Consider the following 13,883-nt stretch of genomic DNA (forward strand, 5'->3'; position numbering starts at 1 on the left):
ATGAGCACCTCGACCGACACCGGTCAGCGCAGGCGGCGCGTGCGGCTCACGCCCGTCGACGCCATCCAGGTCAGCTCCACCGGGGCGCGTGCGGCCGAGGGACCCGTCACCCTCGGCCAGCTCAACACCATGCAGTGGTTGGGGCCCGACGACGACCACCTGGCCGCGGTCCTGCGCGTCGAGCTGCCCGTGCCCGACGGGAGGTCCGCGGACGACGTGGCCGAGGCGGCGGCCGTGCTGGTGGCCAGGCACGAGTCCCTGCGGACCACCTACGTCCGGGGTGAGGACCCACGTCAGGTGGTCGCGGCGACCGTCGCGTTCACGCTCCACGTGTGCGCCCTCGGCGAGGGTCGGTGGGGGCCTCGCGACCGCTCGGCGGTGGCCGGGAGGCTGCTCGCGTGGTTGCGGGAACGGCACGACACGTCGGCCACCACGCTGCGGATGGCGGTCGCCACCGACGGGCACGGCACGGTCATCGCCTGCGTCGCGGGGTTCTCGCACCTGGCCGTCGACTTCGGCTCCATCGAGGTGCTCAAGCGCGAGTTCGCCGAGATGCTCGCGCACCCGGACCGCCGACAGGTGGGCGGTCCCCGCCACCAGCCGCTGGACCAGGCCGAGCTGGAGGCGACGCCCGCCGAGCGACGTCGGACCCGGGCGGCGAACGACCACGTCCGGGAGCTGGCGCGGCGGCAACCCCGCTGCCTGCTCGTGCTGCCCCGGGCCACGCGGTCCGGCGAGTCGCTGGCGGTGGAGCTGTCGTCCCCGGCCGCCGCGATGGCGGTGCGGCAGGTGGCGGCACGCACCCGGTCGAGCCGGTCCTCCGTCGTGCTCGCCGCGACGTGCGCGGTGCTGGCGCGGCGCACCGGCTACCGCGAGCTGGTGTTCCCGTCGCTGTCGAGCAACCGGTTCGACCGCCACCTGCTCGACTTCGTCGGTTCCCTGGCGCAGGGCAACCTCGTCGCCGTCGAGGTCGGCGACCGGAGCTTCGACGCGCTGGTCAAGCACACGTGGGCCGCGGTGCTGGAGGCGAGCAGGCACTCCAGGTACGACGGCGTCGAGCGTGGCGCGGCGGACGAGCGGATCCAGCACGAACGGGGTGTGCACTTCCTCTACGACCCGTTGTTCAACAGCCTCGTGCCCGAGTCGTGGTCCGGGGTCACCGCGGGCGCCAGGCACCGGCCGGAGGAGATCACCGCCGCGCTGCGGCAGACGGAGCTGCGGTGGCGCCCGGTGCCCCACAACGGGACGCCGCTGCGGTTCGGCTTGAACGAGGTGGACGGCCGGGTCCGGCTCGACCTGTGGAGCGCGGACACCGGGCTGGTGCCCCGGGCCGAGATGGAATCGTTGTTGCTGGCCGTCGAGCGCCTGCTGGTCGGTGCGGCCGCGGGTGACCTCGACGCCCCGCGCGTCCGCGAGGTCATCGGCCTGGACCCCGTCGCCCGCACGCCCGACTGGGTGCTGGTCGACTCGTGCTGGGTCGACCTCGCCGAGGTGCAACAGCTGCTGGACGAGGCCCTGGCGCCTTCGACGGCCCGCATTTTCGGCTCGGTCGACGGCCGCGACCTGGTCGCCTACCTGACCGTGACCGACGCCGTGCGGACACCCGAGCAGGCCCACGCCCGTTGCCTGGCCGCGCTGCCCGACCACCTCAACGCCCTCGCCCCGCGCCACTACGTCCTGTGCCCCACCGCCCCGGCCGACGCGGCGGACCCCGCCGCGTGGCCGGCACCCCTCACCACCGGCACCGGGCGTTGACCACCGGGGGGCCTCGGGGCGGCGCCGGGGTCGGGGGGTCGGCGGTCAGTCGTCGATCGCCCGGTAGGCGGCGGTCCAGAGGTCGTGCCACATCGGCAACCTCTGGTCGCCCGTGTGCCCCCGCTGCATGAAGAAGATCGCCGTCATGTCCTCGGCGGGATCGTTGTACCAGGCGGTGCCGTAGAAGCCGGACCACCCGTAGCTGCCGGCCGACGGGCCGAGCGGGCTGGGGTGGGTCAGGACCGACACCCCGAAACCCCACCCCATCTCGTTGAAGAACCCCGGCCAGAACCCGGAGACCGCCCTCTGCGCCGGGGTCAGGCGGTCGCTGGTCATCAGCGCGACCAGCGGTCGGGAGAGCACCCGCCGGCCGCGGTGGGAGCCGCCGGCCAGCAGGGTCGACGCGAAGGCGCAGTAGTCCTGGGCGGTCGAGACGAGTCCGCCGCCGCCCGACTCGAACGACGGCGGTCGGCTCCACCGCCCGTCGGGGCCGTCCTCCACGACCGGCTCGCCGGTGGCGGCGTCGTCGCGGTGGTACGCCGTCGCCAACCGGGCGATGTCCTCGCCGCTCACGCTGAAGGCGGTGTCCGCCATCCCGAGCGGCTCGCAGATCCGTTCGCGGAAGGCGTCCCCGAAGGACATTCCGGTGGCTCTGGCGATCAGCACGCCGGTCACGTTGGAGGCGGTGTCGTACATCCAGCGCTCACCCGGCTGGTGGACGAGCGGGAGCCTGCCCAGCCCGCGCACCCAGTCGTCCGGCGACGTGTAGTCGAGCGCGTTCACCGCGTCGACGATCGGGACCCGTCCCGGCTTGGTCGGGACCACGCCGATGCCGCAGGTGTACGTCAGCAGGTCCCGCAGCGTGATCGGGCGTTGCGCCGCGACGGTGTCGTCCAGCGGCCCCTGGGGATCGACGAGCACGGTCATGTCCGCCAGCTCCGGGATGAGGTCGTCCACCGGGTCGTCGAGGCGCAGGGTGCGGTCCTCGACGAGTGTCAAGGCGCACGCGGCGACCATCGGCTTGGTCATCGAGGCCGTGCGGCAGATCGTGTCCGCCGCCATCGGTGTTCCCGAACCCGGGCCCTCGAAGGCGAGGGTGCCCGCCGTTTGGACGTGCACCTCGCCGCGGCGGGCGAGAACGGCCACCGCACCGGGCACGAAGCCGGACTCGACGCGGTGCTCCAGCAGTTCTCGCACCCGAACCAGCCGTTTCGACGAGAAGCCACCGGTGGCCATTCGCCTCCACCTCATCCCATCCGCCCGCACGCCGCCTGTCGCGCGACGACCGTAGCCTTTCGCGACGACGCCGGGGAGGGGACTTCGTCCCGGCACTACGGCTCATCGGCACGTCCGGCCGCACGATCTTCGGCAGGCGCGGCCGACGGGGGCTCCCGGAAGAATTCGTTCGTCGCGGTCGAAAAACTTACGGGAAATACCCGGCACCCAGCGCTCACGCCGTCGTGCCAGGACCGTGGCGGCAGGCCGCTGGACCGACCGGAGCAACGTCCGACGAGTGGCGCGAAAAAATCGTGCGGATTCACGAAATAACCTTCTTGAAGGTGCTCGCGCCCCTGTGCTTGGATGCCCTGGGACGCCCGGCCGGCCGATTGAGGATTGGCGTCCACCCGACATCACGAAAACCGCGGCAATGCGCCCGCGGTCAATTCGACGAGCGGTCGGTCGACGAACCGCACCACCGGAGGACCCGCGGGAGCGCCATGACGACCGGAACACCTCCCGCGGCGGGGTCCGCGACGGCCGGGTTGCGCGCCACGTGGGCGAACTGGGTGGACGAGGCGGTGCGGCCGCGGTTGCGGATCGCGCGGTTGCTGCCGTCCGGGGGTGTGGGCCTGGTCGTGTTCCTGGCCGTGCTCAACCTCGTGCTCGGCCTGTTGCCGGTGGCCTTCGTGGTCGCGACGAGCACCCTGGTCGGCGAGGTGCCCGCCGCGGTCGGCGGCGGGGTCGGCAGCGCGGCCTGGGACCGGCTGACCTCGATCTTCCTGCTCGCCGCCGCCGCGTTCCTGCTCACCCAGGTCCTCACCCCCGTGGGCAACGCCCTGGGCCAGCAGTTGCGGCGACGGGTGGACAGCGCGCTGCGGGACGACGCGATGGCGTTGATGCTGCGCCCGGTCGGCATCGGGCCGTTGGAGGACCAGCGCACGCTGAACGAGCTGAACGAGGCCGTGCGCGCCTTCGACCGCGACTGGGGCACACCGGGGCAGGCGTGCTTCGGCATGGTGGCGCTGGTCGCCCGCTACACCCGCCTGGTGGCGCTGGTGGTGGCCATCGGGCTGACGATCGGGTGGCTCGCGGGGCTCGGGGTCGGTGCGGCGGTGCTGGCGTTCCGCTACGGGCAGCGCGGCGGGTTGCGCAAGTACTCGCGGGTGGGGCGCGACCTCATCGGCAGGATGCGCGAGATCGGCTACCTGCACGAACTCACGATGACCGACGTGGCCGCGAAGGAGATCCGGGTGTTCGGCCTCACCGGCTGGCTCGCGGATCGCTACGCGGCCGTGTGGGAGACCGTGCGCAACACCTTCGAACGGGCACGCCGCCGCGTCTACCTGACCCCGTACCTGGTGCTGACGTCGCTGGGCCTGCTGCTGGCGGGCGGCGCGATGGTGTACGCCGCCCAGCTCGCCGCGACCGGGCGGGTGAGCCTGACCGCGTTGGCGCTCGGGGTGCAGGCGATCGTGCTGGCGATCTCGTTGGGCGGCTACTACCCCGAGGCGGACACCAGCACCCAGTACGCGATGCTGTCGCTGACGGCCCTGCAACGGTTGCGCGACCGGCTGGACGAGCTGGACGAGGGGCAGCCCCCGCCGGGTCGGGCCGGGGTTCCCCCGGGCACGCCGGCCGCGTCGCTCGCGTTCGACCGCGTCGGCTTCCACTACCCCGATTCGGACCGCACCGTGCTCGACGGCATCGAGCTGGTCCTGCCCGCCGGGCGGTGCACGGCCGTGGTCGGCGTCAACGGCGCGGGCAAGACCACGCTGGTGAAGCTGCTGGCGCGGCTGTACGAGCCGACGTCGGGCGCGGTGCGCGCCGACGGCGTGGACATCGCGGAGTTCGACCCGGTGCTCTGGCGGCGTCAGGTCGGCGTGATCTTCCAGGACTTCGTGCGCTACGAGCTGACCGCGGCGGAGAACATCGCGCTGGGCGCGGCGCACGTGCCGGTCGACCGCGCGGTGGTGCTGCGCGCCGCCGAACGCGCCGGGATCGCCGAAGCGCTGCTCGCCCTGCCCGACGGCCTGGACACGCCGCTCTCGCGGGCCTACCCCGGCGGGACGGACCTGTCCGGCGGCCAGTGGCAGCGGATCGCCATCGCGCGGGCGTTCTACGCGCTGGAGGCGGGCGCCACCGTCCTGGTGCTGGACGAGCCCACCGCGGCGCTGGACGTCCGCGCCGAGGTGGCGTTCTTCGACCGGTTCGTGGAGCTGACCCGCGGGGTGACCTCGCTGCTGATCTCGCACCGGTTCTCCAGCGTCCGGCGGGCCGACCACATCGTGGTGGTGGACGGCGGGCACGTGGTGGAGCGGGGTTCGCACGACGAGCTGATCGCGGCGGGCGGCCACTACGCGCGCCTGTTCACCCTGCAGGCGAAGCGGTTCGCCCGGGGGCTGGACGCCGAGGACGACGAAGCCGAGGACGACGACACCGAAGACACGGCCGCGGTGGTGGAGGGGGTCAGCCGGTGATCGAGGTCGTCCGCGGTGGCTGGGAGCTGCTCGTCATCGCCTGGCAGGAGAGCCGGTACCGGTTGGTGCTCGCCGTCGTGCTCATGATCGCCCAGGCGTCGGCGATGCCGCTGGCCGCGCCCGCGCTGGCCGCGCTGACCGACTCGGCGCTGGCCGGGGACGTCCGGGGGGCGACCACCGCGGCGGTGCTGGTCGTGGTCGCGGTGATCGCCGCGCTGACCGCCGGGCACTTCGCCCACATCTTCTACTTCGAGCTCGGCGACCGCGCGGTGCCGCGCCTGGAGCGCGAGCTGATCGAGATGACCAACGGCTCGGCCGGGCTGGAGCACCACGAGCGGCCCGAGTACGCCGACAAGCTCCAGGTGCTGCGCCAGGAACTGCACCGGGCCGGGTGGGGTTCGATGGAGGGCCTGCTGAACAGCCTGGGCCTGCTGGTGGCCATCTCGATCACCGCGGTCCTGCTGGCCCGGCTCAACCCGCTGCTGTTGCTGCTGCCCCTCGCGGCCGTGCCGCCGTTGCTGCTCGGGCGGCGGGCCGAGTCGATCGTCAACAGCGCGCGCGAGCGCTCGGCACTGCCGTCCCGGCACGCCAAGCACCTCTTCGGGCTCGTGGCGAACGCGGCGTCGGCCAAGGAGCTGCGCGTCAGCGGGCTGAAGTCGGAGCTGCGCTCGCGCCAGCGCCGGGCCTGGGACGACGCGTCGGCACAGCTGTGGCGCGGTGAGCGCCGGGCCGTGGTGCTGCGCACCGGCGGTGAGCTGTTCTTCGCCGTGGCCTACGTGTTGGGCACGCTGCTGGTGCTGCGCGACGCGGTGGCCGGCCGCCGCGGCGTGGGCGACGTCCTGCTCGTGCTGACCCTGGCGTCCCAGGTGAACCTCCAGGTGACCTCGTCCGTGGCCACGTTGCAGGAGATGCAGCGCACCGGGCGGGTCATGGGCAACCTGCGCTGGGTCCGGGCGCTGGTGGCGAGCCAGGCGCCGCCACCGCCCGACCGGGACGTGCCCCGACGCATCCGGGACGGCATCGAGCTGCGCGGCGTGTCCTTCACCTACCCGGGCACCGACCGGCCGGTCATCGCCGACGTCGACCTCACCCTGCCCGCGGGCGGCACGGTCGCGTTCGTCGGTGAGAACGGCGCCGGGAAGACCACCCTGATCAAGCTGCTGTGCCGGTTCTACCCGGTCACCACCGGCACGGTCTCGCTGGACGGCACGGACTTCACCCGATTTGCCGTGGACGCCTGGCGCCGCCGGATCACCGTCGGGTTCCAGGACTTCGCCCGCTTCGAGCTGCTCGCCCGCGAGAACGTCGGTGTCGGCGAGCTGGCCGAGATCGAATCGGCCGACGCCGTGCACGGCGCCCTGCGCCGGGCCCGCGCCGAAGACGTCCTGGACCGCCTGGAGGACGGTATCGAGACCCGGCTCGGCAAGACCTACGCCGACGGCGCGGAGCTGTCCGGCGGGCAGTGGCAGAAACTCGCCCTCGGCCGGGCCATGATGCGCGGGGAACCGTTGCTGCTCGTCCTCGACGAGCCGACCTCGGCGCTCGACGCGCAGGCCGAGCACCGGCTGTTCGAGCGGTACGCGGCCAGTGCGCGAGAGGTCGGCAGGCGCACCGGCGCGATCACCCTGCTCGTCTCGCACCGATTCTCCACCGTGCGCATGGCCGACCTCATCGTGGTGGTGGCCGACGGGCACGTCCGGGAACACGGTTCGCACGAGCAGCTCATGGCCGCGAACGGCCTGTACGCCGAGCTCTACTCGATGCAGGCGGCGGCGTATGCGTGAGGTGTGGTCGACGGCCGATGTCGAGCGGTTGGCCGCCGAGCGGTCGGCGCCGGACGTGTGGGACTACATCGCGGGCGGCAGCGGTGAGGAGGTCACGCTCGCCGCGAACCGGGCCGCGCTGGACCGGGTCGCGGTCGTGCCGCGGGCACTGGTGGACGTCTCGGCCTGCGACACGGGCTGCGAGCTGTTCGGCGTCACGTCGGCGCTGCCGCTGGCCGTGGCCCCGATGGCCTACCAGCGGCTGGTCCACGACGGCGGCGAGCGAGCGGCCGCGGCCGCCGCGGCGGCGGCCGGTGTGCCGTACGTCGTGAGCACGCTCAGCTCCGACCCGATCGAGGACGTGGCCGCGGCGGGCGGCACGACGTGGTTCCAGCTGTACTGGCTGCGCGACCGCGAGGTGGTGGTCAAGCTGCTGCGCCGGGCCGAGGAGGCGGGGTGCGCCGCGGTGGTGCTGACGGTCGACGTGCCGGTGCTCGGGCGGCGGCTGCGGGACCTGCGCAACGGGTTCGCGCTGCCGTCGTGGGTCAAGCCGGTGAACACCGACGGCGAGGTCGGCGAACGGGTGCCCGGCGACTCGGCGATCGCCCGGCACACCAGTGCGGTGTTCGACCCGTCGTTGAGCTGGCGCGACCTGGAGTGGATCCGGGCGCACACGAACCTGCCGCTGGTGGTCAAGGGGGTGCTCGACGCGCGGGACGCGGCGCGGGCCGTCGACCTCGGGGTGCGGGGTGTGGTGGTGTCCAACCACGGTGGGCGGCAGTTGGACGGTGCGGTGCCGAGCGCGGTCGCGCTGCCGGGGGTCGTCGCCGCGGTGGGCGGGCGGTGCCCGGTGCTGCTGGACAGCGGGGTTCGCAGCGGGGTGGACGTCCTGCGGGCGTTGGCGCTCGGGGCCGCGGCGGTCCTGGTCGGCAGGCCCGTGCTGTGGGGGCTCGCGGCGGGCGGTGAGCGGGGCGTGACGGCGGTGCTGGACGTGCTGCGGGCCGAGTTCGAGACGGCGCTGCGCCTGGCGGGCTGCCCGGACGTGGCCTCGGCCCGCCGCCTCACCGTCGCCGAGAGTCCCGCGTAGGCACCGACCGCAGACCTTGGCCTCCCCCACCGGGCTGCGGCAGGTCCGGCGCTTCTCCTCCACTGCATCGGCAGGCACCTCGACCGACTTGAACGATTCCGCCCCGTTTCACCCGAACGGAGCATTCATCCACCCTTCACACCACTCTTCCGCAGCAACCTGACGGGTCGGTCGCCGTCATGTTCACCTCGACGAGTCGGCGCGCCCGATGTGGGAGGTCGTGCCGGTGAGCGCTCCGGACTCCTGCCACAGGCGGTCGGCGAGGGATTCGTCGCGGGCGGCCCGACCGCAGCGGACCCGGTGGGCGGGCAGCCCCGACCGGGTGACGCGCGGCCCGATCGGTTAACACCGGGGACGCGTTCGGGGACTCATCTGGTGCACCCCTCCGCCGATCGTCGAGAAGGGCGAACCCGATGTGCCTCGCGCTCGAATTCGGCGTCCCCCGCCGCTCGAGGTGCTCCGCTCGTCTCCCGGCGGTGGCGCGGACGACCGTTGTCCGAGGTCGAAATCCTTCAGAGGTGGAGTTGATGCGTGGTGGAACGACGCGTGTCGGTTGCGACGCACTGGGGCAGTTTCGTCGCCGTGGTCGATTCCGGCCGGTTGGTGCGGATCGAGCCGAGGCCCGACGACCCCGCGCCCTCGCCCATCGGCCCGGGGATGGTGACAGCCGCCGACGACAGCGCTCGCGTGCTGCGCCCCGCGGTGCGCAGGGGCTGGCTGGACGGCGAGCCCCGCGCCCACGGCACGGCCAGGGGCTCGGACGCCTTCGTGGAGGTGAGCTGGGACCACGCGATCACGCTGGTGAGCGATGAACTCCGTCGGGTTCGTTCGCAGCACGGGGACAGCGCGGTGTTCGGCGGGTCCTACGGTTGGGCCAGTGCGGGCGTGTTCCACAACGCGCAGGCACAACTCCACCGGTTCCTGGCGCTGGACGGCGGGTACACCGACTCCCGCAACACCTACAGCACCGCCGCCCTGGAGGTCGTCCTCCCTCACGTGATCGGCGGTCACCCGTGGAGCTACCAGAGCCGGATGCCGATGTGGGACGCGATAGCCGAGAACTGCGAGCTCGTGGTGGCGTTCGGGGGGCTGGCCCTCAAGAACAGCCAGATCAACCCCGGCGGGCTGGTCAGGCACCGGACGCGGGACCTGCAACGCCGGTGCCGCGAGGCCGGGGTGGAGTTCGTGAACATCAGTCCCATCCGCAACGACGTCGCCGACTTCCTCGACGCCGAGTGGCTGCCCGTCGTCCCCAACACCGACACCGCCGCGATGCTCGGCATCGCCCACACGATGCTGGTCAACGGGTGGCACGACGAGGACTTCCTGCGCCGGTGCTGCGTCGGGTTCGACCGCTTCGCCTCCTACCTGGTCGGCGAACTCGACGGCGTCCGGAAGGACGCCGACTGGGCGGCGGGGATCACGGGCATCGGTCGCGACGCGATCACCGACCTCGCCCGCCGCCTCACCACCCAGCGGTCACTCATCATGGTCAACTACGCGGTGCAGCGGGCGGACCACGGCGAACAACCGATCTGGACGTCCGTCGTGCTGGCCGCCATGGCGGGCTCGATGGGTCGGCCCGGCGGCGGGTGGGGCGCGGGTTACGCGACGATGGACGCGACGGGTGTTGCCGAGGGCCGCGCCTCCGTGGCGACGTTGCCGGAGGTCCCCAACCCGGTTCCGGACTTCATCCCCGTCGCGAGGATCGCCGACACCCTGCTGCACCCGGGCGAGGTCATCGACTACGACGGCGGGCGCCTCACGTTGCCCGAGCTCCGCCTCGTCTACTGGTGCGGGGGGAACCCGTTCCACCACCACCAGGACCTCCACCGGTTGACCCGCGCCTGGCAGACCCCCGACACGGTGGTCGTCCACGAAGCCTGGTGGAACACGACGGCCAAGTTCGCGGACATCGTCCTCCCCGTCGCCACCGGCCTGGAGCGCGACGACTTCGCCGCCGGGTTCTCGGACCCGCACCTCGTCGCGATGCCGAAGGTCCGCGAACCGGCGGGCGAGTCGCGCACCGATCACCACATCTTCGCCGCCCTGGCCTCCCGGCTCGGGTTCGAGCGGGAGTTCACGGAGTCGCGCTCCGAGATCGAGTGGGTCCGGCACCTCTACGAGCGGACGAGGGCCGGGCTCGGTGGCGACAGCGCCTTGCCGGACTTCGACGACTTCTGGCGGAGCTCCACCGCTGAGCTGCCGGCGTTGACCGGACCGTTCCCCGGCAGTTTCGAGGACCTCCGCTCGGACCCGCGGCGCTTCCCCCTGTCGACGCCCTCGGGCCGGATCGAGATCTTCTCCGAGGAGATCGACTCGTTCGGCTACGACGACTGCGCCGGGCACCCGAAGTGGTTCGAACCGGCCGAGTGGCTCGGCGCCGACCTGTCGGACCGGTTCCCGCTGCACCTGATCTCGAACCAGCCCACCTCACGCCTGCACAGCCAGTACGACAACGGCGGCCACAGCCTCGGCTCGAAGATCCGCGGTCGTGAGCCCCTGACGATGAACCCGGCGGACGCCGCGGCACGCGGCATCGAGAGCGGCACGGTCGTGCGCGTCCACAACGACCGGGGCGGCTGCCTCGCGGGCGCGGTCCTGTCGGACGACGTCATGCCCGGCGTCGTGCAGCTGTCCACGGGAGCGTGGTGGGACCCGGTCCAGCCGGGTCTGGGCGGAACGCTGGACCGCCACGGCAACCCGAACGCCCTCACGGCGGATCGACCGTGTTCGAGCCTGTCCCAGGGACCGAGTGCCCTCAGCGCGCTGGTCGACGTCGAGCCCTACGACGGCCCCCTTCCCGACGTGCTCGCCTTCGCGCCGCCGAACCTCGTGCCGCCCGGTTGACGTGGCCCACGGCGGATCACTCGAACGAGTGATCCGCCCCCCGGTGGTCGCGTCGCCCCGGATATTCGGCGGTCACTTGACTACGCTGCGTGGCCATGACCGAAATTCGGGATCTCAAGTACCGCCAGTGGTTCAAGGGCGCGGATGTCGACGGCAACGGGGTGATCACCCGCCAGGACGTCCGGTTGATGGGCGAGCGGTACCTCGCGGCCCGCGGCGCGGCGCCGGGGTCCGCGACCGCCCGCCGGCTGACCGAGGGGTTGGACGCGTTCTGGGCCAACGTGATAGCGCCGATGGACCAGGACGGTGACGGGGAGGTCGACCTGCGGGAGATGACCGAGGGGTTCCGGCGGGCGCTGGCCGACCCCGCCCTGTACCCGCAGCAGGTCGGGCCGGTGGGCGACTGCTACTTCGACCTGGTCGACCTCGACGGCGACGACCGGGTGGACCGGGACGAGTTCGGGGAGATCTTCGGCCTGGCGGGCAACGTGACCCCGGAGGACTGCGCCGCGGTCTTCGACGCGTTGGACCTGGACGGCTCGGGCGGGCTGAGCCGCGCCGAGTTCCACCGGGCGCTCACGGAGTTCTTCTACGGCGACGACCCGGACGCCCCCGCCGCGCACCTGTTCGGCAGGATCGCCGGCTGACCGGCCGGGACCGCACCGACCGGGGTCGAGCCCGATGCCCGCACTCGGGGCCGGACCGACCGACCCGATCCCGAGGAGGTCGGGAGTCCGCTCCGGACCACCGTCCACAGTGGAGGGTAGAGCAGGTCGTGCCCGACCCGGAGCCCGGTTTCCCGGGCGGGTGTTCCCGGCCGACGCCGGTGTGCGGCACGCAGGGGGTGCCCCGCGAGCACAGGCGATCCGGTGGTCGACGACCGCCGGGTCGCGGGACCGACGCGGCGACCGCGCCCCACCGCCGGCGGGGCGCGGCCCCGGGTTTCAGGCGAGGTCGGCGTAGGCGATGACGTTGTCCCGGTAGTCGCCGGTGGCGGGGTCGAAGGCGCCGCCGCAGGTGATCAGGCGCAGTTGCGGGGTGGTGGTCTCGCCGTAGACGGCCTCGGTGGGGAAGTGGTCCTTGGCGACGCGGTCGACCCGGCTGACGGTGAAGGCCGCGGTGGTGTGGTCGTGGCGGGTGACCTCGACGCGGTCGCCGGGCCTCAGCTCCGCGAGGTCGTGGAAGATGCCCGGTCGGCCGTGGCCGTCGACGTGGCCGAGCAGGACGGCGGGGCCGGGGTCGCCGGGTGCGGGGCCGTGCTTGTACCAGCCGGCCTGGAGGGGTTGCTCCAGCGGCGGGACCTCGGCGGTGCCGTCGGCGTTGAGCCCGAGCGGGATGAGGGTGGAGCGGGCGCCGAGGGCGAGGATGTGCACCTCGACCGGTGCGGCGGCGGACACCGCCGGTGGTGCCGCGGTCGCGGGTTGCCCGACGGCCTGCCCGGTCGTCGGGTCGTCGTCGCCCGGTGGCCGGAGCAGGCGCGTGGTGAGCAGGCCGGCGATCAGCAGCGCGGCCGCGGCGGCGGCGACGACCGCGCGCTTGCGGGCGGTCACGGTGCCGCCGTCCCGTCACCGGTGTCCACGCCGCCGCGCGGGATGACGCTGACCTGGCGGTTGCCGGGCAGCGCCGCCGGCGGTGACGGGCTGCCGGGGTTGGTCGGGGTGGCGCTGGTGGGCGGGCTGGTGGACGGGGTGGTCGGGGTGGTGCCGGGGGTGGGTTCGAGGATGATCACGTTGGTGCAGTCGGTGACCTTCCCCGCCCCGGCGTGGTCGGTGCCGTGGGCGGTGACGCACAGGGGGTGGTTGCCCACGTCCAGCGGCGGGGTCTCGACGGTGTAGCGGACCTCGCGGGGACCGGGCTGGGGCAGGGCCGGGGTGATGTCGGTGATCGGCAGCTCCGGGCCGCCGTCCACGGTCAGCGTCAGGCGTTGCAGCTCGGAGGGGAACAGCGTCCCCAGCGCGGTCGGCAGGTCGCGGATGTCGGGGGCCTAGACGCAGGCGCCGCCGGTGACGTCCGCCATGCGCTTGAGGCTGCGCGGGCCGTCGCCGCAGGTGGCGTCCGGGCCGAAGGCCACGGTGTGGATGTCCACCCGCTCGGGCACCGCGGCCAGCGCGCCCTCGAAGTCCTCCAGGGTGTGGTTGTCGCGCCCGTCGGACAGGAAGAGCATGATCGAGCGGGGTTCGGTCGTCGCGCTCGCGACCTCGGCGCCCGCCCGGAGTCCCGCGGTGAAGTTGGTGCTGCCGTCGTGCCAGGGCAGGTCCGCCAGCGCGTCGTGGAACCGCGGACCCGCCGCGGGGCCGGTCCAGGCGATCTGCGCCCGGGTGGAGAACGCGACCAGGCCGGCGTTGCCCACCCCCAGGTACGGCTGCTGCGCCACCTGCCGGTGGAACTCGCCGACGGCCTGCTTCTCGGCGTCCCACCCCCTCTGGGTGAGGCTGCCGGAGCTGTCCAGCACGTACACCAGCGACGTCGTCGGCGTCGTCGCCTTCGTGCCGATCGACGCCGTGCCGACCACCGTGGTGGTGCCCTTGGGGATCACCGTGTCGGGCAGCGGCGTCTCGATGTCCACCGCGATCCCGATCCCGCCGGGCAGGGTGCCGTCCACGGCACCCGCCGGCGCACCCCCGGCCAGCACCAGCACAGCGCCGGCCAGCCCGGCTCCGAGCCTTCTCATCCGTCATGTCCTCACGTCGTGGGAGTTGCCCTCCACCAACGAGCCTCCGGAGTACGCGG

10 protein-coding genes are annotated in these 13,883 nt (G+C 73.1%); 6 read left to right on the forward strand and 4 right to left on the reverse strand.

Going from position 1 to position 13,883, the window contains the following annotated elements; translation table 11 throughout:
- Positions 1–1,755 (forward strand): condensation domain-containing protein, encoded by a 1,755-nt coding sequence (locus tag Q5530_RS06520; protein ID WP_415361293.1) that lies wholly within the window; start codon positions 1–3, stop codon positions 1,753–1,755.
- Positions 1,756–1,800: 45 nt separating this feature from the next.
- On the opposite strand, the gene Q5530_RS06525 is transcribed toward Q5530_RS06520, so the two are convergent.
- Positions 1,801–2,991 carry a serine hydrolase domain-containing protein gene (locus Q5530_RS06525; RefSeq protein ID WP_415361294.1) on the reverse strand — a complete coding sequence of 397 codons (1,191 nt, stop codon included), beginning with the start codon at positions 2,989–2,991 and terminating at the stop codon, positions 1,801–1,803.
- Between the two features lie 482 nt (positions 2,992–3,473).
- Here Q5530_RS06525 and Q5530_RS06530 point away from each other — a divergent pair, with 482 nt between their 5' ends.
- From Q5530_RS06530 to Q5530_RS06550, 5 genes are all read left to right on the forward strand, one after another.
- Entirely contained in the window at positions 3,474–5,453 is a 1,980-nt protein-coding gene (locus Q5530_RS06530) for an ABC transporter ATP-binding protein (protein WP_415361295.1), read from the forward strand.
- Positions 5,450–7,237 carry an ABC transporter ATP-binding protein gene (locus Q5530_RS06535; protein WP_415361296.1) on the forward strand — a complete coding sequence of 596 codons (1,788 nt, stop codon included), beginning with the start codon at positions 5,450–5,452 and terminating at the stop codon, positions 7,235–7,237. The genes Q5530_RS06530 and Q5530_RS06535 overlap by 4 nt, the downstream gene beginning before the upstream one ends.
- The gene (locus Q5530_RS06540) at positions 7,230–8,303 is read left to right on the forward strand and encodes an alpha-hydroxy acid oxidase (RefSeq protein WP_415361297.1); all 1,074 of its coding nucleotides are present in this window, start codon (positions 7,230–7,232) and stop codon (positions 8,301–8,303) included. Before Q5530_RS06535 ends, Q5530_RS06540 begins: the two co-directional genes overlap by 8 nt.
- A 546-nt stretch (positions 8,304–8,849) precedes the next feature.
- Complete coding sequence (locus tag Q5530_RS06545) at positions 8,850–11,153, forward strand: molybdopterin-dependent oxidoreductase (protein ID WP_415361298.1); 2,304 nt, start codon at positions 8,850–8,852, stop codon at positions 11,151–11,153.
- 95 nt (positions 11,154–11,248) lie between these two features.
- Positions 11,249–11,800: an EF-hand domain-containing protein gene (locus Q5530_RS06550; RefSeq protein WP_415361299.1), complete on the forward strand. Its 552-nt coding sequence runs from the start codon at positions 11,249–11,251 to the stop codon at positions 11,798–11,800.
- 297 nt (positions 11,801–12,097) lie between these two features.
- Here the strand turns inward: Q5530_RS06550 and Q5530_RS06555 are convergent, their stop codons facing one another.
- The 3 genes from Q5530_RS06555 to Q5530_RS06565 all read right to left on the reverse strand — a co-directional run bounded on the left by Q5530_RS06555 (position 12,098) and on the right by Q5530_RS06565 (position 13,824).
- Positions 12,098–12,703 (reverse strand): class F sortase, encoded by a 606-nt coding sequence (locus tag Q5530_RS06555; protein WP_415361300.1) that lies wholly within the window; start codon positions 12,701–12,703, stop codon positions 12,098–12,100.
- Positions 12,700–13,062 carry a hypothetical protein gene (locus Q5530_RS06560; RefSeq protein ID WP_415361301.1) on the reverse strand — a complete coding sequence of 121 codons (363 nt, stop codon included), beginning with the start codon at positions 13,060–13,062 and terminating at the stop codon, positions 12,700–12,702. Before Q5530_RS06560 ends, Q5530_RS06555 begins: the two co-directional genes overlap by 4 nt.
- A 75-nt stretch (positions 13,063–13,137) precedes the next feature.
- Positions 13,138–13,824: a vWA domain-containing protein gene (locus Q5530_RS06565; RefSeq protein ID WP_415361302.1), complete on the reverse strand. Its 687-nt coding sequence runs from the start codon at positions 13,822–13,824 to the stop codon at positions 13,138–13,140.
- Between the last annotated feature and the right edge of the window lie 59 nt (positions 13,825–13,883).

Source organism: Saccharothrix sp. BKS2 (assembly GCF_047689505.1).
Lineage (GTDB): Bacteria > Actinomycetota > Actinomycetes > Mycobacteriales > Pseudonocardiaceae > Actinosynnema > Actinosynnema lopnurensis.